This is a genomic window from Paraburkholderia sprentiae WSM5005, from assembly GCF_001865575.2.
GTDB classification, from domain to species: Bacteria; Pseudomonadota; Gammaproteobacteria; order Burkholderiales; family Burkholderiaceae; genus Paraburkholderia; species Paraburkholderia sprentiae.
This window is the reverse complement of record NZ_CP017561.2, coordinates 1645141-1667782: the sequence shown is the minus strand read 5'-3', so window position 1 is coordinate 1667782 and position 22642 is coordinate 1645141. Positions and strand designations below refer to the sequence as shown.

At 66.4% G+C, this 22642-nt stretch carries 18 protein-coding genes; 9 read left to right on the top strand and 9 right to left on the bottom strand.

The genetic code is table 11. The annotated features are described in order from the left end of the window. Positions 1-365: 365 nt before the first annotated feature. Positions 366-1418: a CAF17-like 4Fe-4S cluster assembly/insertion protein YgfZ gene (gene ygfZ / locus BJG93_RS07605; protein ID WP_027197704.1), complete on the top strand. Its 1053-nt coding sequence runs from the start codon at positions 366-368 to the stop codon at positions 1416-1418. A gap of 155 nt (positions 1419-1573) precedes the next feature. Then, positions 1574-2440 carry an NRDE family protein gene (locus BJG93_RS07600; protein ID WP_027197703.1) on the top strand — a complete coding sequence of 289 codons (867 nt, stop codon included), beginning with the start codon at positions 1574-1576 and terminating at the stop codon, positions 2438-2440. Positions 2441-2509: 69 nt separating this feature from the next. On the opposite strand, the gene BJG93_RS07595 is transcribed toward BJG93_RS07600, so the two are convergent. The 5 genes from BJG93_RS07595 to BJG93_RS07575 form a co-directional block, all read right to left on the bottom strand. After that, positions 2510-3469, bottom strand: coding sequence for an alpha/beta hydrolase (locus BJG93_RS07595; RefSeq protein WP_027197702.1), 960 nt, complete (start codon positions 3467-3469; stop codon positions 2510-2512). Between the two features lie 92 nt (positions 3470-3561). Continuing rightward, a complete protein-coding gene (locus tag BJG93_RS07590) occupies positions 3562-4443 on the bottom strand; it encodes an SDR family oxidoreductase (protein ID WP_027197701.1) in 882 nt (293 codons plus the stop codon). Positions 4444-4494: 51 nt separating this feature from the next. Next, the gene (locus BJG93_RS07585; RefSeq protein ID WP_027197700.1) at positions 4495-5493 is read right to left on the bottom strand and encodes an NADP-dependent oxidoreductase; all 999 of its coding nucleotides are present in this window, start codon (positions 5491-5493) and stop codon (positions 4495-4497) included. Positions 5494-5567: 74 nt separating this feature from the next. Beyond that, entirely contained in the window at positions 5568-6053 is a 486-nt protein-coding gene (locus BJG93_RS07580; RefSeq protein ID WP_027197699.1) for a PaaI family thioesterase, read from the bottom strand. 64 nt (positions 6054-6117) lie between these two features. Next, positions 6118-7623 (bottom strand): aminotransferase-like domain-containing protein, encoded by a 1506-nt coding sequence (locus BJG93_RS07575; RefSeq protein WP_034479993.1) that lies wholly within the window; start codon positions 7621-7623, stop codon positions 6118-6120. A 178-nt stretch (positions 7624-7801) separates the two neighbouring features. Here BJG93_RS07575 and BJG93_RS07570 point away from each other — a divergent pair, with 178 nt between their 5' ends. Together BJG93_RS07570 and BJG93_RS07565 are read left to right on the top strand one after the other, a co-directional pair. Then, positions 7802-8200: a hypothetical protein gene (locus tag BJG93_RS07570; RefSeq protein WP_027197697.1), complete on the top strand. Its 399-nt coding sequence runs from the start codon at positions 7802-7804 to the stop codon at positions 8198-8200. Between the two features lie 69 nt (positions 8201-8269). Beyond that, positions 8270-8776, top strand: a complete 507-nt coding sequence (locus tag BJG93_RS07565; RefSeq protein ID WP_027197696.1) for an LEA type 2 family protein — start codon at positions 8270-8272, stop codon at positions 8774-8776. 40 nt (positions 8777-8816) lie between these two features. Here BJG93_RS07565 and BJG93_RS07560 read toward each other — a convergent pair whose 3' ends face one another. The 3 genes from BJG93_RS07560 to BJG93_RS07550 all read right to left on the bottom strand — a co-directional run bounded on the left by BJG93_RS07560 (position 8817) and on the right by BJG93_RS07550 (position 14095). Further along, positions 8817-9995, bottom strand: a complete 1179-nt coding sequence (locus tag BJG93_RS07560) for an acetyl-CoA C-acyltransferase (protein WP_027197695.1) — start codon at positions 9993-9995, stop codon at positions 8817-8819. Positions 9996-10151: 156 nt separating this feature from the next. After that, complete coding sequence (locus BJG93_RS07555) at positions 10152-12242, bottom strand: 3-hydroxyacyl-CoA dehydrogenase NAD-binding domain-containing protein (RefSeq protein WP_027197694.1); 2091 nt, start codon at positions 12240-12242, stop codon at positions 10152-10154. A 167-nt stretch (positions 12243-12409) separates the two neighbouring features. Continuing rightward, positions 12410-14095: a 3-(methylthio)propionyl-CoA ligase gene (locus BJG93_RS07550; protein ID WP_027197693.1), complete on the bottom strand. Its 1686-nt coding sequence runs from the start codon at positions 14093-14095 to the stop codon at positions 12410-12412. Between the two features lie 211 nt (positions 14096-14306). Here BJG93_RS07550 and BJG93_RS07545 point away from each other — a divergent pair, with 211 nt between their 5' ends. From BJG93_RS07545 to BJG93_RS07525, 5 genes are all read left to right on the top strand, one after another. After that, positions 14307-15863 carry a protein adenylyltransferase SelO gene (locus BJG93_RS07545; RefSeq protein ID WP_027197692.1) on the top strand — a complete coding sequence of 519 codons (1557 nt, stop codon included), beginning with the start codon at positions 14307-14309 and terminating at the stop codon, positions 15861-15863. A gap of 84 nt (positions 15864-15947) precedes the next feature. Beyond that, positions 15948-16370, top strand: coding sequence for a peptide-methionine (R)-S-oxide reductase MsrB (gene msrB / locus BJG93_RS07540; protein ID WP_027197691.1), 423 nt, complete (start codon positions 15948-15950; stop codon positions 16368-16370). 164 nt (positions 16371-16534) lie between these two features. Beyond that, positions 16535-17065 (top strand): septation protein A, encoded by a 531-nt coding sequence (locus tag BJG93_RS07535; protein WP_027197690.1) that lies wholly within the window; start codon positions 16535-16537, stop codon positions 17063-17065. Position 17066: 1 nt separating this feature from the next. Next, entirely contained in the window at positions 17067-17378 is a 312-nt protein-coding gene (locus BJG93_RS07530) for a BolA family protein (protein WP_027197689.1), read from the top strand. A gap of 10 nt (positions 17379-17388) precedes the next feature. Continuing rightward, a complete protein-coding gene (locus tag BJG93_RS07525) occupies positions 17389-18168 on the top strand; it encodes a peptidylprolyl isomerase (protein ID WP_027197688.1) in 780 nt (259 codons plus the stop codon). A 100-nt stretch (positions 18169-18268) separates the two neighbouring features. Here BJG93_RS07525 and purL read toward each other — a convergent pair whose 3' ends face one another. Then, positions 18269-22351 (bottom strand): phosphoribosylformylglycinamidine synthase, encoded by a 4083-nt coding sequence (gene purL, locus BJG93_RS07520; protein ID WP_027197687.1) that lies wholly within the window; start codon positions 22349-22351, stop codon positions 18269-18271. Between the last annotated feature and the right edge of the window lie 291 nt (positions 22352-22642).

The following is a 22642-nucleotide window of genomic DNA, read 5'->3' as shown; positions in this document are numbered from 1 at the left end:
AGGAAGGAATTAGCGTTTAGATGGCAACGAACTGATTTTTAACGGGAAAGTCTTGCGTCGGTCAACTTGGAGACGGTGCCGTTCTGCAGCCCTTTCGGCCTTTTGCGACCTGTATTGTATAGATGCGGGCGCAAGATGGTCACGGCCGGAAACAACGATGTGAAATCCGCTGGCGCCGGTCTGATGCTACTCGAGTCGTGCGCCGTCACGACACAGCTCAGATGTTGAGCTGTAACGGTCAAACCCCTGCTGCGTAATGTCGCGGAAACCTTCCCTCGCCAGGGACATGTGAAACGCGATAGGGCTGGACTGAATATAATGACTCTTTGCCTAGCCCAAGTCAGAACTGACTGTTCCCGGAATCCATGAACACACCGCTCGTTAGTGCATCTGGCAACGCTTCAGCTCACCCTCCCGCCGCCCTGCCCGTCCTGCCGCGCCCGTCGGCCCAAGAATTCACCGCGGTGCTCGAGCGCGGCGCCTACATGCCGTTGCCGCAGTTCGGCGTGATCGACACGACCGGCGACGACGCAGCGAGCTTCCTGCACGCCCAGCTGACCAACGACATCCAGCACCTCGATGCCGCGAACGCGCGCCTCGCCGGCTACTGCTCGGCCAAGGGGCGGCTGCTCGCGTCGTTTCTGAGCTGGCGCAGCGGCGACACGATCCGCCTGCTGGTGTCGAAAGACGTGCAGGCCGCGGTGCAAAAGCGCTTGTCGATGTTCGTGCTGCGCGCGAAGGCCAAGCTCGCGGACGTGAGCGGCGAGCTCGCGGTGATCGGCCTCGCGGGCGACGTGCGCAGCGCACTGTCCGGCGTGTTCGACGCGCTGCCCGACGGTGTGCACGTGCAGGTCGACGGCGCGGCGGGCACGCTGATTCGCGTGCCGGACGCCTTGGAGCGGCTGCGCTATCTGTGGATCGGGCCGAAGGCGCAAGTCGAGGCAGTGCTGCCGTCGCTCGATGGCAAGCTCGCGCGCGTGTCGCCGGCGGTGTGGGACTGGCTCGACATCCGCGCGGGCGAACCGCGCATCACGCAGCCGGTCGTCGATCAGTTCGTGCCGCAAATGGTCAACTTCGACGTGCTCGGCGCGGTCAATTTCCGCAAGGGCTGCTATCCGGGTCAGGAAGTGGTTGCACGCAGCCAGTATCGCGGCACGATCAAGCGACGCACGTCGCTCGCCAACGTCGCCGGCGAACTGGACACGGTCCGCCCCGGCGCCGAACTGTTTCACTCCGATGACCCGGGCCAGCCGTGCGGAATGATCGTCAACGCGGCGTCGGCACACGGCGACGGTGTCGATCTGCTGGTCGAGATCAAGCTCACGGCGCTGGGCAGCGGCAGCGTGCATGTCGGCGCGGCCGACGGCCCCGCGCTGCGCTTCCTGACGCTGCCCTACGGGTTGCCGGCCGAGGTCTGAGCATCGGTCACGGTAAAAGGCGGCGCAATAGGGCGCCGTTTTTTATTGGCTGCTGATTGGCTGCTTTATGCTCGTCCGTTTTTTGCCGCTTTCTTTAGCGGCCTGCCTTTGCATCAGGCGGCCGCCCGATGCTCTGACCGGGAGACGCGCCCCCGATGTGCCTGATCGTATTCGACTGGCGACCTGATGCGCTCGATGGTCCGCTGTTCACGCTCGCCGCCAATCGCGACGAGTTCTTCCGCCGCACGGCCGAGCCGATCGGCTGGTGGCGCGACGCGCCGGCCGTGCTGGCGGGCCGCGACCTCGTGGGCGGCGGCACGTGGCTCGGGCTGTCGCGCGACGGCCGCTTCGCCGCGCTGACCAATTACCGCGCGCCGGGCGAAATGCGCGCCGATGCACCGACCCGCGGCACACTCGTGAGTGACTGGCTGACCAGCGCCGCGCGCGACGACGACGGCAATCCGCACGAGACGCCGCTCGCCTATCTGCAGCACGTCGCGCAGACCGGCGACATCTACAACGGCTTCAATCTGCTGGTCGGCGACTGGACGCGTCGGGAGCTCGCGTGGTACTGCAATCGGGGCAGCGTCGACGGCGACAGCGGGCCCGCGCTGCTCGCGCCGGGCACGCACGGCATCTCGAACGCGGTGCTCGATACGCCGTGGCCGAAGCTCGTCAGAAAGCGCGGGGAGCTCTCCACGCTGCTCGCGCGTGATGCGATGCCGCCGCTCGAACGGTTGATCGATCTGATGCGCGATCCACGGCTCGCGCGCGACGACGAATTGCCGTCGACCGGCATTGCGCTCGAGCGCGAGCGCGTGCTGTCGGCGGCGTTCATCGAATCGCCGGACTATGGCACCCGCAGCACCACCGCGCTGCGCGTTGCCGCCTATGGCGACGTGATCGGCGTCGCGGTCGCCGAGCGCAGCGACGACAACGGCTCGCACCGGATCGTGCGGCCCGGCGATTTCGAGCGCAGCTTCGCGTTCAATGTCGAGCGCGACCGGATGAGCGTCGCATGATCGTTTGATCACCGCCTGGCCGGCGCGCTCGCCGCCAGCCGCTCACCGCTTCGGATGGACCGCCCTGCGTCAGCCGATGCCGAACGCCGCGCGTAACGCCGCCGCGGCATCCGCATGTGCCTGCGCGACTTCGGGTACGAAGCCGCCCATCTTGAAGAACTCGTGGATCATGCCGGCGTAGCGTTTGAGCGTCACCGGATTGCCGAGCGCGCGCAGTTTTTCGGCATACGCATCGCCCTCGTCGCTGAGCGGATCGTATTCGGCGGTCGCGATCCACGCGGGCGCGACGCCGCGAAAGTCGGGCGCGCCGCGCTCGCCGTCGAGCGGCGCGAAACGCCAGTCGTCGCGATCGCCGCGCTCGCGCAGGTAGTGCTCGAAGAACCACTGAATCGTCTCGCCCGACAGCAGAAAGCCGTCGGCGAGGCGCGAGTGCGAGTCGGTCTGTTGATGGCCGGTGGTGCCCGGATAGATCAGCAGCTGCAGCGCGAGCGCGATGCCGGCGTCGCGCGCGAGCACCGCGCAGACCGTCGCGAGCGTGCCGCCCGCGCTATCGCCGCCCACCGCGAGACGCGCGCCGTCGATGCCGAATTCCGCCGCATGCGCGTACAGCCAGCTCAACGCGTCGAATGCGTCGTCGACCGCGGTGGGAAACTTGTGCTCGGGCGCGAGCCGGTAATCGACCGACAGCACCGCGCACTGGCCGTCGCGCGCGAACATGCGGCACAGCGCGTCGTGCGTGTCGACGCTGCCGATCGTGAAGCCGCCGCCGTGGTAGTACACGAACGCCGGCATCGGCTCGACCCAGTTCGGCTCGACCGGGAAGTAGAGACGCGCGCGGATCGTCGCGCCGTCGCGCGTCGGCACGCGCAGCTCCTCAACGGAAAACATCGGCGCGCTCGCGATCTCGAGGATTGGCGCGCTTTTCTCGTACGACGCGCGCGCCGCTTGCACGCTCATCTGGTGATACTGCGGGCGTCTGGCCCGCGCAATCATGTCGAGCACCTGCTCGATCGTTGGATTCAGCGGCATGGTTTTCGGCAACGTGATGCGTGGCACGCATCGGGCGGCGCAAGCGCGCCAACAGTGGACAGGCGTCAGCGCAGCGGTCCTGCAGCCGGCCGCTACGGCAGGTTCTTTACCTCGGGCTTCAGCGACAGCGGATCGGACGGCTCGCGCAACTGCTCGATGTCCTCGTGACGCAGCTTCACGGTCGCCATGATGCCCGGATGCGTGATGATATAGAAACGCCGCGCGGCGATCGCCTCGAACGCGAGCGCGGCGACCTCGTCGGCGGTGAGCTTGCCCGACTGCACCGCGCGCTGCAACTGCTTGCCGGCCGCGATCTGCGAGCGCGTCGGCCGGCTCGCGTTGCGCAGCGCGTCGGGCCGCGCGCGCTCGGCATCCGCGATGCCGGTCGGCGCGAAGGCGGGACACAGCAGCGAACAGCCGACTTCGCCGCCCGTGCCGGCCTGCGCGAGCTTCAGGTCGTGATAGAGCGTCTCGGTCAGCGCCACTACCGCATGCTTCGACGCGTTGTAGATGCCCATCGCCGGCGGCGCCAGCAGCCCCGCCACCGATGCCGTGTTGACGATATGCGCAGGCTCGTTCTGCGCGAGCATGATCGGCGCGAACACACGCACACCGTGCGCGACGCCCATCACGTTGACGCCGAACACCCACGACCAGTCGTTCGCCGAGCTTTCCCACAGGAAGCCGCCCGTGCCGACGCCCGCATTGTTGAACAGCAGGTGCACCTTGCCGAACGCGGCGAGCGCGGCGCTCGCGAGCGCCTCGACCTGCGCGGGATTCGACACGTCGGTCGGCACGCCGATTACGTCGGCGCCGGCTTCGCGCAATGCGTCGACGGTCCGCGCGAGTTCGTCGGCGCTGACGTCGGCGAGCACGAGCTTCATGCCGAGCGCCGCGCCCTTGTGCGCGAACGCGCGGCCGAAGCCGCTGCCCGCGCCGGTGATCACCGCCACCTTGCCTGCGAATTCGAACATCCTGTGATTCCCTCGTTGAGCGGCGGCTTGCCGTTGGTGACGACGTCGCGCTCAGATCAGCTTGACCAGTTGCTTGCCGAAGTTCTTACCCTTCAGCAAGCCGATGAACGCCTCGGGCGCGGCTTCGAGCCCTTGCGCGATCGTCTCGCGATACTGCAGCTTTTTCTGCGCGACGAGCGTGCCGAGCTGCTTGAGCGCCTCGGGCCACACGTCCATATGTTCGCTGACGATAAAGCCCTGCACCAGCAGCCGCTGCGTCAGCATCAGCGACGGATGTCTGAGCGGCAGCGGCTGGCCGTCATAGCCCGCGATAAAGCCGCACAGCGCGATGCGTCCGAACGCGTTCATGCGCGCGAGCGTCGCGTCGAGTACCTCGCCGCCGACGTTCTCGAAGCAGCCGTCGACACCGTCGGGTGTCACGGCCTGCAGGTCCTTGTACAGATTGCCGGCCTTGTAGTCGACGCACGCGTCGAAGCCCAGCGTCTCGACCACATAGCGGCACTTGTCCGCGCCGCCGGCGATGCCGACCGCGCGCGCGCCCGCCGCCTTCGCGAGCTGGCCGACCACGCTGCCCACCGCGCCGCTCGCCGCGCTGATGACCACCGTCTCGCCGGCCTTCGGCGCGATGATGCGGTTCAGCCCGTACCACGCGGTGACGCCCGGCATACCGACCGGCCCGAGATACGCCGACAGCGGCACATGCGTGTCGTCGACCTTCTGCAGGCCGGCGCCGTTCGACGTGCCGTACTCCTGCCAGCCGAACATCGCGACGACCTTGTCGCCGAGCGCGAACTTCGGATTCTTCGACTCGACGACCTCGCCGACCGTGCCGCCGATCATCACTTCGTTCAACGGCTGCGGCGCCGCGTACGACTTGCTGTCGTTCATGCGTCCGCGCATGTACGGATCGAGCGACAGGTAGTGGTTGCGCACCCGCACTTCGCCGTCGGCAAGCGGCGCGAGCGGCGTTTCGACGAGCTTGAAGTTAGCGGGCGTGGCTTCGCCTTGCGGGCGCGAAACCAGCAGCAACTGGCGGTTGATCTGGGCCATGTGATCGTCTCCTTGGGTTGTTGGGGTTGAGCGGCATGCGCCGGATCCAGGCCTGAGGTCGACTGCGGCGGGACTCAGTCGCTCGGACCGGGCTTCGCCGCCGGGTCGCTGCGCAGACGCTGTTGCCTGACGTCGCGGCCCACCGCGAGGCGGCGCATGTACTTGAAGGTGCCGAGCGCCTTGGCGACGAAGTGGCCTTCGCTGTCGCGGATCTCGCCTTCGCAATAGGCCATCGTCGTCGAGCGATGCAGCACGCGGCCGGTCGCGCGCAATTCACCGCGGCCCGGCTGCATGAAATTGACCTTCATCTCGACGGTGACGACCCCGACGCCGTCGCCCGCGAGACTGCGCGCGGCCATCGCGAGCGCGACGTCGGCGAGCGTCATCGTGACGCCGCCGTGCGCGACGTCCCATGTGTTCATATGATCGCGTTGCAACGGCAGCACGACTTCGCTGACGCCATCGGCAGCGCACAGCAAACGCGCGCCGAGACGATCGATAAAGGGGCTCTCGGGTAACGATGCATGGCCCGTTCTGGATGAGGTGGATGGATCGGTCATTGCGTAGGTATCAGGTTTCATAGCCGACGGCGGGTGTCGAGCCTTCGGCGAGAAATGATACGCGCTATCGCGTTGGCGCATGGGCCGCCATCCGTGCCGCGAGGCGCCCCAGCCGGCGCACCGCTTCGTCGGTCAGATCCAGATCGGCGCTCGAACAGCTGAGCCGAATGAAGTGATCGAAGCGTCCCGCGTTCGAAAATACCGTGCCCGGCATGATGCGAATACCGTCATCCAACGCGGCTTCGAAAAAAGCCGACGACGATACCTCGCGCGGCAATTCGATCCAGAAAAACATCCCGCCGCGCGGCGGCGTGAATCGCGTGCCGTCGGGAAACGAGGCCGCCACCGCCGCGGCCATCCGCTCGCGCTGCAGCCGCAAACTCTCGCGCAAACGCCGCAAATGGCGCTCATACGCGCTCGTCTCCAGGAACCCGGCGAGCACCACTTGCGACAACTGCTCGTTGTGGCGCGACTGCGCGAACTTCAGCATGCCGATGCGCGGATGCCACCGGCCGCCGTTGATCCAGCCGACCCGCATGCCAGGCGCCAGCGTCTTGTTAAACGAGGTGCAATGGATCACGGTGCCATCGGTGTCCCACGCCTTCAGCGAGCGGGGCGGCTGCGCGCCGTCCACCAGCTCGCGGTAGGGATCGTCCTCGATCAGCGCGATGCCGGCGCGCGCGCAAAGGTCGACGAGCCTCGCCTTGTGCGCGTCGGGCATCACGCTGCCGAGCGGGTTTTGCAGGTTCGGCACCACCACCACCGCCTTGATGTCGGGATGCGTGTGCAGCGCGAACGCCAGCGCCTCGATCGCGAGGCCGGTGCTCGGGCTGGTCGGGATTTCGAGCGCGCGCAGACCGAGACTTTCGAGCGCCTGCAGCAAACCGAAGAAGCACGGCGACTCGACCGCGACCGTGTCGCCCGGCTGTGTCACCGCGCGCAACGCCAGGTTCATCGCTTCGACGCCGCCGTGCGTCATGATGATGTCGTCCGCGCCGATCTGGCTGCCGGCCTCGAGTGCGCGCCGGGCGATGATCGCGCGCAACGCCGGATCGCCCTGATCGGGCCCGACGGCGGTCAGCAAGGTAGGCCGCCGGCGCAACGCGCGCACCGCGGCTTTTTGCAACATATCGGTCGGGTAGAGATCGGGCGACGCGGTTGCGCCGCCGAGATTCAGCGCGTGCGGGTTGCGCTGGAATTTCGACACCAGCGCCGAAATCGCCGAGTGAATGCCGACGAACTGCGCGGCGGCGCCAGGTTGCATCGCGAGATCGGGCTCGGCGGCGCAGGGCAGCGCAGCCGTCGACGGCACGCGCACGAAGTAGCCGGCGCGCGGCCGGGCGTCGATCAGCGCGGCGCGCTCCAGCTCGCGATAGCTCTCGGTCGCGGTCGCGAGACTCACGCCGTGGCGCTGCATGAACGCGCGCATCGACGGCATGCGGTCGCCCGGGCGCAGCACGCCGTTGCCGATCGCGCGGCGGTACTGATCGGCCAGTTGCCGGTACAACGGCTGGCGCTCGGATGGCCGGTCCGTCGACGGACCGTGCGGTGTGAAGAGGGCTTCGCTCATGAGCCGATGGTGCGGATAGTTCGCGCGCCGCGACAGATACACAACGACGCGATTCGGACCGATACAGCGTGACCAGACGCATCTCTGTACCGGTTCAGATTGTCGACAGCTGCGGCTGTTTTCATGTGGACGAACTCCTTAAGCTGGGTGACACGACAACGGTTTAAGGGAATCGGTCATGCCTGCACGTCCATACCGCTATCTGCCTCGCTTTTCGCCCGGTGCCGAACTGCATCGCCCCGCGGCGTCGCGTCTTGCCGCTGGTCAGATGGCCCTGCACGACTTGCGCGCCCGCAGTTCGATCATCGCGCTCGAAGGTGCATTGCAACTCGTGTTCCGCGATCATTCGCTGGCCTGGCTCGGCAGCGACGCCCCGCTCACGTCGCTGACCTTGCACGAAGGCGAGCGGTTCGTGACGTCGCAACGTGGCGTCGTATCGATCCGCGCGACGCCGGCCAATCGCGTCGCGTTCATGGTGTTGCCTGCACGCACTGAACGGAGCGCGCCCGGTTTTATTCTGCAAACCGTTCGGCGGCTCGCAGGCGCCGTGCGCACACGGTGGCGGCGCGCCGCCTGAATCATCGCTGCGTGTGCCAGGTCGCCCGTTACAATGCCTGACCAACCCGCTTCGTTCGAGGTGCAGGTCATGTCGTTGTTTTGCGCGCGGCTGCCGGGCCAGGTCTCACATGTGCGGCGCCTGTTCGCCGTCGTCGTCGCTGTCACGCTGACCCTCGCTGGCTGCGCGGGCCTGTTCGGCGCCGACCCGTTGCGCGTCAACGTGGCGGGCATCGAGCCGATCGCCAGCCAGGGCATGGAGATGCGCTTCAACGTCAAGCTACGCGTGCAGAATCCCAACGACTCCGCGGTCAGCTTCAACGGCGTGTCGCTCGATCTCGAACTGAACGGCAAGCCGTTCGCGAGCGGCGTCAGCGACCAGAGCGGCAGCGTGCCGCGCTTCGGCGAAACGGTCGTCACCGTGCCGCTGACCGTGCCGGCTTTCGCCGCGCTCCGACAGGCGCTCGGGCTGGCGGGCATCGCGCAGTCCGGGCAGGTCCCGTACCGGCTGCAAGGCAAGCTCGCGGGCGGCCTGACCGGCACCACACGCTTCGTCGATCAGGGCATGTTGACGCTGCCGGGCATGGTGTCGCAGTAGATACGCACGTGACTGAGAACCAGCCACGTGCGCACCCGACTCACGCAATCTCGAACAATCCCGCCGCGCCTTGGCCCCCGCCGATGCACATCGTCACGACGACGAACTTCACGCCGCGCCGCTTGCCTTCGATCAGCGCATGGCCAACGAGCCGCGCACCCGACACGCCATACGGATGACCCACCGCGATCGCGCCGCCGTTCACGTTCAGGCGGTCGTGCGCAATACCGAGCTGGTCCGCGCAATAGAGCACCTGCACCGCGAACGCTTCGTTCAGCTCCCACAGGCCGATGTCCTCGACCTCGAGGCCGGCCTTGCGCAACAGCTTCGGCACCGCGAATACCGGGCCGATGCCCATCTCGTCGGGCTCGCAGCCGGCCACCGCGAAGCCGCGGAAAATGCCGAGCGGCTGCAGCCCTTCGCGTTCGGCCAGCGTCGCGTTCATCACGACGCAAGCGGATGCGCCGTCCGAAAACTGGCTCGCATTGCCCGCGGTGATCACCCCACCCGGCAGCGCGGTGCGAATCTTCGACACGCCTTCGAGCGTCGTGTCGGCGCGAATGCCTTCGTCACCGCTGACGGTCACCTCCTTCGTGTAGAGACGGCCGCTCGCCTTGTCGGCGACGCCGGCGAGCACCGTCAGCGGCACGATTTCATCGCTGAACCTGCCGGCTTCGCGCGCGGCGGCCGCGCGCTGCTGCGAGCGCACGCCGTACTCGTCCTGACGCTCCTTCGAGATCGCGTAGCGCTTGGCGACGTTCTCGGCGGTCTGTAGCATCGACCAGTAGATTTCCGGCTTGTGTTCGGTGAGCCAGCCGTCGGTCATCATGTGGCGGTTCATCTCGTTCTGCACGCACGAGATCGACTCGACGCCACCCGCGACGAATACGTCGCCCTCACCGGCGATCACGCGTTGCGACGCGAGCGCGATCGTCTGCAATCCCGACGAGCAGAAACGGTTCACGGTCATCCCCGGCACGCTGACCGGCAGACCCGCGCGCAAGGCGATCTGCCGCGCGATATTGCCGCCCGTCGCGCCTTCCGGATTCGCACAACCCATGATCACGTCCTCGACGCGCGCCGGGTCGAGCTTCGCGCGTTCGACCGCGGCCCGCGTCACGTGGCCGCCGAGCGTCGCGCCGTGCGTCATGTTGAAACCGCCGCGCCACGATTTGGCGAGGCCCGTACGGGCGGTGGATACGATTACGGCGTCAGTCATGCGTGTCTCCCAGTGCAATGTCGAAAGCGGCGCGCCGGCTGTTCGCCGTGCGTTCGAAAGCGCCTCACCGCGCCGCTTTGTCGTTTGATGCGAACGATGCGGGAGCAGCCCGCACCGCTCAGTCCGTGCGCTAAATTCAGCCGTTCTCAGCCGTTCTCAGCCGGTGAATCCGCGACCTTCGGCGGCCAGCTTCGCGATGCTCGGCGCGAGCTGCCACGCGTCGCCGTTCGGCTGCGCCGCATAGCGGCGAATTGCGCGCTCGACGTTGTAGAGCCCGACCGTGTCCGCGTACAGCATCGGGCCGCCGCGATGGAGCGGGAAGCCGTAGCCGGTCAGATAGACCATGTCGATATCCGACGCCTTCGACGCGATCCCTTCCTCGAGAATCTTCGCGCCTTCGTTGACGAGCGCGAACACCAGACGCTCGACGATTTCCTCGTCGCTGATCGCGCGGCGCTCGGCGTTGGTTTCCTTCGAGTACTCGCCGATCATGTCGTTGACCACGCCCGACGGATACGCGGTGCGATCGCCCGCCTGGTAGTCGTACCAGCCGCCGCCGGTCTTCTGGCCGAAGCGGCCCATCTCGCACAGACGGTCGGCGATCTTCGCGTAGTGCATGTCGGGATGCTCGAGGTAGCGACGCTTGCGGATCGCCCAGCCGATGTCGTTACCGGCGAGGTCGCTCATGCGAAACGGACCCATCGCGAAGCCGAACTTCTCGATCGCGCGGTCGACCTGCGCGGGCAGCGCACCCTCTTCGAGCATGAAGAGCGCCTGACGAATGTACTGCTCGATCATCCGGTTGCCGATAAAGCCGTCGCACACGCCCGACACCACCGCGGTCTTCCCGATCTTCTTCGCGAGCTTCATCACGGTGGCGAGCACGTCTTTCGCGGTCTCTTTGCCACGCACGACTTCGAGCAGCTTCATCACGTTGGCCGGGCTGAAGAAGTGCATGCCGACCACATCCTGCGGACGCTTCGTGAATGCGGCGATCTTGTCGATGTCGAGTGTCGACGTGTTCGACGCGAGGATCGCACCGGGCTTCGCGACTTCGTCGAGCCGGCGGAATACTTGCTCCTTCGCAGCGAACTCTTCGAACACGGCTTCGACGATCAGGTCGGCGTGCTTCAGGTCGTCGTAGGACAGCGTCGGGCTCAGCAGCGCGAGGCGCTGTTCCATGACCTCGGGTTTCAGCTTGCCTTTCTTGACCGTCGCCTCGTAGTTCTTGCGGATCGTCGCGAGACCGCGGTCGAGCGCTTCCTGCTTCGTTTCCAGCAGCGTGACCGGAATGCCCGCGTTGATGAAGTTCATCGCGATGCCGCCGCCCATCGTGCCGGCACCGATCACGGCCACCTGATCGATGTCGCGCACGGGCGTATCGGACGGCACGTCGGGAATCTTGCTCGCCGCGCGCTCACCGAAGAACGCGTGACGCAGCGCACGGCTCTCTGGCGTCTGCACGAGCGCGACGAAGCATTCGCGCTCGAATGCGAGGCCCTTGTCGAAGCCGTCCTTCACACCGGCTTCGACCGCATCGATGCATTTGAGCGGAGCCGGGAAGTGCTTTGCGATCGCCGCGACGCTGTTGCGCGCGAACTGGATGAAACCGGCCGGGTTCGGATGCTCGATCTTGCGCTCGCGCAACTTCGGATGCGAGCTGGCCTGCGCGCCGACCTTGCGCGCGAACGCGAGTGCGGCGTCGGCCAGTTCAGCGGGATTCGCGACGAGTTCGTCGAACAGCCCCGAATCGGCGAGCTTGTCGGAGAGCACCGGCGCGCCCGACACGATCATGTTCAGCGACGCTTCCAGGCCGATCGCGCGCGGCAGACGCTGCGTGCCGCCCGCGCCCGGCAGAATGCCGAGCTTCACTTCGGGCAGCGCGATCTGCGCGCCGGTCGCGGCGACGCGGTAATGCGCGCCGAGCGCAAGCTCGAGGCCGCCACCCATCACGACACTGTGAATCGCGGCGACGACCGGCTTCGCGCTGCCTTCGAGCGCCTTGATGACGGTCGCGAGCGTCGGCTCCCGGGTCGCCTTCGGCGTATTGAATTCGGTGATGTCGGCGCCGCCCGAAAAGGCTTTGCCCGCGCCAGTCAGCACGATGGCTTTGACAGCCGGATCGTTCTGCGCGCGCTCGAGTCCTTCGACGATACCCGCTCGCGTCGACAGACCGAGCCCATTGACGGGCGGGTTGTTCAGCGTGAGAACGGCCACGCCGTCATGAGTTGTGTAGTCCACTGCCATCTGCGTGCCTCCGTGCGATCCATGCATTGAGACGGCGCATGATGCGCCGCCTGCCGGTTCATCGAGCCTGCTTATTGTCAGGCTTTTGCAAGCGACGATTCCGGGGTCAGCAGGCAGAATACACGTAAAAAGCACGAACGTTCCATTTATTGCTGCGCGGGGTTTCCCTAAGCCCCGGGTGTCAGCGGACAGTTGCGGCTGTCTTCGAGCGCGGACGGCAGCACGTGGTCGCGGAACAGATCGCGCAGCTTCAGCTTCTGCAGCTTGCCGGTCGCCGTGTGCGGCAGTTCGTCGACGAACACGACGTCGTCGGGAATCCACCACTTCGCGACCTTGCCGTCGTAGAACGCAAGTAGCTCGTCGCGGGTGACGTCGTGCCCCGCGCGTTTGACGACGACGAGCAACGGTCGCTCGGTCCACTTCGGATGCGCGCACGCGATGCAGGCGGCTTCCGCGACCGCCGGGTGCGCGATCGCGACGTTCTCGACTTCGATCGAGCTGATCCATTCGCCGCCCGACTTGATCACGTCTTTCGAGCGGTCGGTGATGTGCAGGAAGCTGTCGGGGTCGATCGTCGCGACGTCGCCGGTCGGGAACCAGCCGTCGACGAGCGGCGAGTCTTCCTTGCGGAAATACCGGTCGATCACCCACGGCCCGCGCACGTGCAGATCGCCGAACGCGACGCCATCCCAGGGCAGCTCGCAACCGTCCTCGCCGACGATCTTCATATCGACGCCATAGATCGCATGGCCCTGCTTTTCGAGCAGCTTGCGCTGATCGGCGAGCGGCCGCTGGCTCTGCTCCCACGTCAGTTTCGACAAGGTGCCGAGCGGCGACATCTCCGTCATGCCCCATGCATGGATCACCTGCACGCCGTAGTCGTCCTCGAACGTGCGCAGCATCGCGGGCGGACAGGCGGAGCCGCCGATCACCGTGCGCTCGAGCGACGAAAACCTCGCGCCCGTTTCGCGCAGGTAGTTGAGCAGACCGAGCCACACGGTCGGCACGCCGGCCGAAAACGTGACGCGTTCGCTCTCCATCAGTGCATGCAACGACTTGCCGTCGAGGTCCTTGCCAGGAAACACGAGCTTCGCGCCGGTCAGCGGCCCCGCATGCGGCAGGCCCCATGCGTTGACATGGAACATCGGCACGACGGGCAGCGCCGCGTCGCGCGCCGACAGGTTCATCGAGTCGGGCAACGCCGCGCCGTACGCGTGCAGCACCGTCGAGCGATGGCTGTACAGCGCGCCTTTCGGATTGCCGGTCGTGCCCGACGTATAGCAGAGATACGACGCCTGGCGCTCGTCGAGCGCAGGCCAGTCGAAGCGGCCGTCCTGCCCGTCCATCAGCGTTTCGTAACACAGCACCGGGGGCCGGCCATCCGGCGTTCGCATCGACGGCCGATGCGCTTCGTCGCACAGTGCGATCCAGCCGCGCACGCGCGGACACTGCGGCGCGAGCGTATCGACGAGTGCGGCGAAGGTCGTGTCGAACAGCACGTACGCGTCGTCCGCGTGATTGATGATGTACGCGATCTGGTCGGGGAAAAGCCGCGGGTTGATCGTGTGACACACGGCGCCGAACCCGGTCGTGCCGTAATACGCTTCGAGATGCCGGTAGCCGTTCCACGCGAGGGTCGCGACCCGTTCGCCCGGTTCGACGCCGAGCGCGAGCAGCGCCTGCGCGAGCTGTTTCGCACGCCGCTCGCAATCGCGGTACGTGTAGCGATGCAGGTCGCCTTCGATGCGCCGCGACACGATCTCGGTGCTGCCGAAATGGCGCGCGGCATGCGCGAGCAACGATGACACGGTGAGCGGGACGTCCATCATCTGGCCCAGCAGCGGCGTCGTCATAAGGCGGGGTCTCCTCGGCTTGTCGGTGTCGATGGGATGGGCTCGGGTATGGCTGGGTATGTGATCGCGAAACGGATAACGCGCCATGAAGCGCGAGGCGGAAGATCGTGGCGGCGTCGAACGCGGCAACATGGTCCGAACGATAAAGGCGGCTGGCCAGCAGCGCCGCGGACGCGGACTTACAATATCGGTTAATCCAGAGGCGCTCAACATGTCGTTTTCCCCAAGCATTGCAGGGCTATCCGCAGCTTTGACGGATCTTTCCAACACACTCGCCACTCCCCCATCCAACGCGTTCGCGCGCCTCGGCGGCTCGTTCCTCACGCGCCTGCCCGCCGCGCCGCTCGCGGCGCCCTACCTCGTCGGCTTCTCGGCCGAGACCGCCGCGCGGCTCGGGATGCCTGAGGGCATCGAACGCGATCCGGGCTTCGTCGAGCTGTTCTGCGGTAACGCGACGCGCGACTGGCCAGCTGACGCGCTGCCCTATGCGTCGGTGTACTCGGGCCATCAGTTCGGCGTATGGGCCGGTCAGCTCGGTGACGGCCGCGCGCTCGGTCTCGGCGAGCTCGAACACGACGGCGAGCGTCTGGAGTTGCAACTCAAGGGCGCGGGCCGCACACCCTATTCGCGCATGGGTGACGGCCGCGCGGTGCTGCGCTCGTCGATCCGCGAATATCTGTGCTCGGAGGCGATGCATCATCTCGGCATTCCGACCACGCGCGCGTTGTGCGTAATCGGCTCCGACCAGCCGGTGCGGCGCGAGACGATCGAAACCGCCGCGGTGCTCACGCGCGTTGCGCCGAGCTTCGTGCGCTTCGGCCACTTCGAGCACTTCTATGCGAACGATCGCATCGACGCGTTGCGCGCGCTGGCCGATCACGTGATCGAACGCTTCTGTCCGCATTGCAAGGAGGCCGACGATCCGTATCTCGCGCTGCTCGCCGAAGCGGTGCGTTCCACCGCGGATCTGATGGTCGACTGGCAGGCGGTCGGTTTCTGTCACGGCGTGATGAATACCGACAACATGTCGATCCTTGGCCTGACGATCGACTACGGCCCGTTCGGCTTCATGGATGGCTTCGACGCCGGCCACATCTGCAATCACTCCGATACGCAGGGCCGTTACGCGTACCGGCTGCAGCCGCAAATCGCGTACTGGAACCTCTTCTGCCTCGCGCAGGGACTGCTGCCGCTGTTCGGCGCACGGCACGACGAAAGCGTACGCGCCGACAAGGCGGTCGAAGACGCGCAGCACGTGCTTGCCGGCTTCCGGGAACGCTTCGCGCCGGCGCTCGAAAACCGCATGCGCGCGAAGCTCGGACTCGAACAGGCGCGCGACGGCGACGATGCGCTCGTGAACCGGCTGTTCGAAGTGATGCACGCGAACCGCGCCGATTTCACGCTGACGTTCCGCAACCTCGCGCGCCTGTCGAAACACGATGCGAGCGGCGATGCGCCGGCGCGCGACCTGTTCCTCGATCGCGTCGCCTTCGACGCATGGGCGAACGACTACCGCGCGCGGCTCGCCGCAGAGTCACGCGACGACACCACGCGCGCCATTGCAATGAACCGCGTGAACCCCAAATTCGTACTTCGCAACCATCTGGCGGAAACGGCGATCCAGCGTGCGAAAGAGAAAGATTTTTCCGAAGTGGAACGGCTCGCGACCGTGCTGCGTCGGCCGTTCGACGAACAGCCCGAACACGCGTCGTATGCGGGCCTGCCGCCCGACTGGGCGAACTCGCTGGAGGTGAGCTGTTCGTCCTGACGCGCCGGCGCTGCTCGATCGCCACGGCCGCCCGCCACGCAACACCGGCACAAACTGAGACAAACCCGAGACAGGAACCCGACCATGAGCAACCCCGACGATCTCAAGCATGACGCGCCAGCCGCACAGAAAAGCGACGCCGACTGGCGCAAGGAGCTGTCCGACATCGAATACCAGGTGACGCGCCACGCTGCCACCGAGCGACCGTTCTCGGGCCGCTACCACGATCACTGGGAACGCGGCATCTACGACTGCGTGTGCTGCGGTACGCCGCTGTTCGAATCGGACACCAAGTTCGACGCTGGCTGCGGCTGGCCGAGCTACTTTCGGCCCATCAACGGCGAGGTGATCGCCGAGAAGACCGACCGCTCGCACGGCATGTTGCGCATCGAGGTGCAGTGCAAGAACTGCGGCGCGCATCTGGGCCACGTGTTCGAGGACGGACCGGCGCCGACCGGTCTGCGCTACTGCATCAATTCGGCTGCGTTACAATTCGAGCCCAAGTAACGCGGCGGCGGCAGCAGGCCGTTGCATCTTGGGCGCCTCGGCACGAACCGCGCGCGGCGCCCTTCCAACGCGGCAGTCCCGCTCGCCAGCGGGCACCGCGCGCCTTGCACGCCAGCCTGGCGCCTTTCACCGTTCGACTCATTCTCCGACTTCCCGACCAGATAATGAAATTCCTGTTCGATCTGTTCCCGATCATCCTGTTCTTCGTCGCCTTCAAGATCTGGGGCATTTTCACGGCGACGGCAGTGGCGATCGTCGCCACGCTGGTGCAGATCGCGTGGGTGGCTTTCCGCCACCGCAAGGTCGACCCGATGCTGTGGGTGAGCCTCGGCGTCGTCGTGGTATTCGGCGGCGCGACGCTCGTGCTGCACAACGACACCTTCATCAAATGGAAGCCGACCGTGCTGTACTGGGCGTTCTCGGTCGCGCTGATCGTGTCGCAGCTCGGCTTCAACAAGAACCTGATCGAAGCGATGATGGGCAAGCAGATCGCGCTGCCGCACGCGATCTGGGGCAAGCTGAACCTGATCTGGGCGGTGTTTTTCGTGCTGCTCGGGCTCCTGAACCTGTTCGTCGCGTATCACTACACGACGGATCAGTGGGTCAATTTCAAACTCTTCGGCGCGACCGGCTGCCTGCTCGTGTTCATCGTCGGACAGAGCCTGTGGCTGTCGAAGTACATGAAGGAGGAATGACATGAGCGACCTGTTCATGCACGCCAGCACCGCCGAGCGCGCCGCGCTGATCGAAGCGCGCCTCGCGGCCGCGCTCGCGCCGGTCGAGTCGATCCGCATCACCGACGACAGCGCGCAGCACGCGGGCCACGCGGGCGCCTCCGCCGGCGGTCATTTCAGTGTCACGATCGTGGCCGTCGCGTTTGCCGGCAAGCCCCGCGTGGCGCGGCATCGCATGGTGTATGATGCGCTGGCCGATGCCATGCAGCGCGGCATCCATGCTCTTGCCATCACGGCGTACACGCCCGAAGAATTTGCTTTGTTGCCCCGCTAGGAACCTTTCGATGACCTTGAAGAAAACCCGCCTCTGGGTATTGCTGGCTGCGTTCGCGGCCGCACCTGCATTCGCACAGAACATCGCCGTCGTGAACGGTACGCCGATTCCGAAGTCGCGCGCCGATGCATTGATCGAACAGCTGGTTCACCAAGGCCAGCAAAACACGCCGCAGCTGCAGCAAGCTGTGCGCGAAGAGCTCGTGAATCGCGAAATTCTGATGCAGGAAGCCCTGCGTCGCGGGCTACCCAACCGTCCGGACGTCAAGGCGCAGATCGCGGTCGCGCAACAAACCGTGGTGCTGCGCGCGCTGATCGAAGACTTCGTGAAGAACAATCAGCCGACCGATGCCGAAGTCACCGCGCGCTATAACGCGCTCGTCAAGGATGCGGGCGGCAAGGAATATCATCTGCACCATATCCTCGTCGACAATCAGCAGCAGGCCAAAGACCTGATCGCGAAGATCAAGGCCGGCGCAAGCTTCGAGGCTCTGGCCAAGCAGTACTCGAAGGATCCCGGATCGGGCAAGAACGGCGGCGACCTCGACTGGTCGGACCCGAAGGCCTACGTGCCTGAATTCGCGGACGCGGCCACGCATCTGCAGAAAGGCCAGATGACCGACACGCCGGTGCATACGCAATTCGGTTGGCACATCATTCGTGTCGACGACATCCGTGCCGTCACGCCGCCGCCGCTCGAGCAGGTGCGCCAGCAGATCGTCCAGCAGATCCAGCAGGAAAAGCTGCAGGCATTCGAAGAGAGCCTGCGTAAGAACGCGAAGATTCAGTAAGGCTCGGCGCCGCCTGGCGCTGAAGCCCGAATGCAAAAAAGCCGCCCCGTGGGGCGGCTTTTTTGTTGCTGCGAGATGCGCGGCGGCGGCGCCCTTCGACTCATCCGAGCCAGCGGCGCGCGTTCTGGAACACCCGCAGCCACGGGCTCGCGTCCGTGCCGGTTTCGCCCCAGCCCTGCGGATGCCAGCTCATCTGCACCGCGCGATGCACGCGCTCCGTGTGCGGCATCAGCACCGTGAAGCGGCCATCGGCCGTCGTGACCGACGTAATGCCCTCGGGCGAGCCGTTCGGATTGAACGGGTACTGCTCGGTCGCCTGACCACGGTGATCAACGTAGCGCATCGCGACCGCGACCTTCGACTTGTCGCCCTGCTGCGAGAAATCCGCGAAGCCTTCGCCGTGCGCGACCGCGACCGGAATGCGCGATCCCTCCATGCCGGCGAAGAAGATCGACGGCGACGCCTCCACCTCGACCAGCGAGAAACGCGCCTCAAACTTCTCCGACTTGTTGCGCGTGAACTTCGGCCATGCTTCGGCGCCCGGGATCATCGACGCGAGGCTGCTCATCATCTGGCAGCCGTTGCAGATGCCGAGCGCGAACGTGTCGTCACGACCGAAGAACGCGGCGAACATGTCGGCCAGCTGCGCATTGAAGCGAATCGTCTTGGCCCAGCCTTCGCCAGCACCCAGCGTATCGCCGTACGAGAAGCCGCCGCACGCAACCGCGCCCGCGAAATCGGCGAGGTTGGCGCGCCCCGCGAGCAGGTCGCTCATGTGCACGTCGTGCGCGTCGAAGCCGGCGCGATCGAATGCATAGGCCGTTTCGAGGTGCGAGTTCACGCCCTGCTCGCGCAAGATCGCGACGCGCGGACGCGCACCCTTGCCAATGAACGGCGCGGCGACATCGTCGGCCGGATCGAAGCTCAGCACCGGCGTGATGCCTGGGTCGGCCGCGTCGAGCAGCGCGTCGTATTCGGCGTCGGCGCAAGCGGGGTTGTCGCGCAGACGCGCGATGCGCCAGCTCACTTCGCTCCACGTGCGATGCAGTTCGGCACGCGGCGCGTCGTAGACCTTCTTCGCGTCGCGATAGATCTCGATCACGTCGCGCTCGTTGGTCTTGCCGATCACGTGCGAGCAGGCCGACAGACCATGCTCGCGCAGCGCGGCGAGCACCGCGTTGCGATCGGCCGCGCGCACCTGCACGACGGCGCCCAGCTCTTCGTTGAAGAGCGCGCGCAGCGTGCGGTCCTCGCGGCGGCCGCTGGTCTGCTTCGCCCAGTCTTTGGCGTCGCCGTAATCGGATTCGTGGTGCGCGTCGAGCACGAGCATGTCGACGTTCAGCGAGACACCCGTGTGACCTGCGAACGCCATTTCGCAGACCGTCGCCCACAGGCCGCCATCGGAGCGGTCGTGGTACGCGAGCAGTTTGCCGTCGCTATTGAGCGCCTGGATCGCATCGAAGAAGCGCTTCAGATCTTGCGGATCGTCGACGTCGGGCACCGTGTCGCCGACCTGCTGCGTGACCTGCGCGAGAATGCTGCCGCCCAGGCGCTGCTTGCCGCGGCCGAGATCGATCGCGATCAGCACCGACTCGCCGACGTCGCTCACGCGCTGCAGTTGCGGCGTCAGATGGCGGCGCACGTCTTCGACCGGCGCGAACGCGGAGATGATCAGCGACACCGGCGCGACCACTTCCTTCGCGACGCCGCTCTCTTCCCAGCGCGTGCGCATCGACAGCGAATCCTTGCCGACCGGAATGCCGATACCGAGCGCCGGGCATAGTTCCATGCCGATCGCCTTGACCGTGTCGTAAAGCGCCGCGTCTTCGCCAGGCGCGCCGCACGCGGCCATCCAGTTGGCCGACAGCTTCAGCTTGTCGAGCGACGCGATCGGCGCGGCCGCGATGTTGGTGATCGCCTCGCCGACCGCCATACGGCCAGAGGCCGGTGCGTCGATCACGGCGAGCGGCGTGCGCTCCGACATCGTCATCGCTTCGCCGCTAAAGCCCGCGTAGTCCATCGTCGTGATCGCCACGTCGGCCACCGGCACCTGCCACGGACCGACCATCTGATCGCGCGCGGTCGTACCGCCGACCGAGCGGTCGCCGATCGTGATCAGAAACGACTTGCTCGCGACCGTCGGATGACGCAGCACGCTCTGCGCGACGTCTTGCAGCGCGAGGCCGGTCACGTCGACCGGTTCGAGCCTGCGCTCGACCCGCTTCACGTCGCGGTGCATACGCGGCGCTTTGCCGAGCAGCACTTCCATCGGCATATCGACCGGCTGATGCGCGCCTTCCTGCAGTTCGGCATCGATCAACTTCAGCTGACGCTCGGCGGTGGCCTTGCCGATTACCGCGAACGGGCAGCGCTCGCGCTCGCACATTGCCTCGAACACCGGCAAATCGGCCGGCGCGATCGCGAGCACGTAGCGCTCCTGCGCTTCGTTCGACCAGATTTCGCGTGGCGACAGGCCGCTCTCTTCGAGCTGGATCTTGCGCAGTTCGAACACTGCGCCCTTGCCCGCACCGTCCACCACCTCGGGGAACGCGTTCGACAGACCGCCCGCGCCGACATCGTGAATGCTCAGGATCGGGTTCTTGTCGCCGAGCTGCCAGCACGCGTTGATCACTTCCTGCGCGCGCCGCTCGATTTCCGGGTTGCCGCGCTGCACCGAGTCGAAGTCGAGCTCGGCGGTGTTGGTGCCGGTCGCCATCGAGCTCGCGGCGCCGCCGCCCATGCCGATGCGCATGCCCGGACCGCCGATCTGGATCAGCAGCGAGCCTTCCGGCAGATCGTGCTTGTGGGTGTGCTGGTCGGAGATATTGCCAATGCCGCCCGCGATCATGATCGGCTTGTGATAGCCACGCACGAGGCCGGCGACATTCTGCTCGTAGGTGCGGAAATAGCCGCCGAGATTCGGCCGGCCGAATTCGTTGTTGAACGCGGCGCCGCCGAGCGGGCCGTCGATCATGATCTGCAGCGGCGACGCGATGCGGTCCGGGCGGCCGTATGCTTCGTGCTGCTCGGCGGGATTGCGCTGGGCGAGCGGCTGCGCGGTATCGCGCGCGTTTTCCCACGTCTCGACGCCATCCGGCAGTTCGAGGTTCGACACCGTAAAGCCCGCGAGGCCGGCCTTCGGACGCGCGCCGCGGCCGGTCGCGCCTTCGTCGCGGATTTCGCCGCCGGCGCCGGTCGCGGCGCCCGGGAACGGCGAGATCGCGGTCGGATGGTTGTGCGTTTCGACCTTCATCAACGTGTGCGTGAGCTCGACGCTGCGGCCATAGTGCTCGGGCAACTCGCTCGCGCCGAGCTCGGCCGGCGTACGCGGGAACCAGCGCTCTGCCATGCCGCCGACCATGATCGCCGAGTTATCCGAATACGCGACGATCGTGCCCTGCGGGTTCAGCTTCTCGGTGTTGCGGATCATGTTGAACAGCGACATGTCCTGCTTCTCGCCGTCGATCGTCCAGTCCGCGTTGAAGATCTTGTGGCGGCAGTGCTCGCTGTTGGCCTGCGCGAACATCATCAGCTCGACGTCGGTCGGATTGCGGCCGAGCTTGTTGAATGCGTCGATCAGATAATCGATTTCGTCGTCGGCGAGCGCGAGGCCGAGTTCCGCATTGGCGGTTGCGAGCGCGGCGCGGCCGCTCGCGAGCACGTCGACGGTTTGCAGCGGTTTGGCCGGCAGTTCGTCGAACAGATGCAGCGCATGGTCGCGCGACGGCGCGACGCTCTCGGTCATGCGGTCGTGCAGCGCCGCGGCGACGGCCGCGCGCGCTTCGTCGGACAGCGTCTTCTTGCCGCCGAGCAGGCCGCTTTTCAGCGTCACCGTGTATTCGACGCCGCGCTCGATGCGGCGCACCTGCGTGAGCCCGCACAGATGCGCGATGTCGGTTGCCTTGCTGGCCCACGGCGACACGGTGCCAAAACGCGGCACGACGAGGAAGCGCTCGACGGCGCCACGCTCCGTGCCTGCTTCGAACGGATCGCCGTAGTGCATCAGCGCCTCGACCTTCGCGCGGTCTTCAGCGGACAGTTCGGTCTGTGCGTTGACGAAGTGCAGGTACTGCCCGCGCACGCCGGTGACATTCGCGTCGATGCGTGTGAGCGTGTCGAGCAGGCGGGTTTGACGGAAATCGGAAAGGGCCGAAGCGCCGGGGAAACACGAGAAGTGGGCCATGGGACTTGACGTTGCGTCGCTCGATGATGCCGGAGAGCCGCGCATGCAGGCGACGTGAGGCGGAAAGGAAGTCCGAGATTATACCCCGGGAGCAGGCTTCCAGCGGGCTCGGGAGTGCGTGGACGGCGGGCTGCGGCCGGGCGCGCCGCGCTGCCCGCCACGTCGCCGCGCGCGTGTTTTGACTGCTATCATTCGCGTTTCACCAGATCGGCGCACGCGGCCCGGGCTTCACCCGGCAGCGCGCCGCATGTCACAGCCAACGGGACGCGCGAGCCGCTCGTCGGCACATCG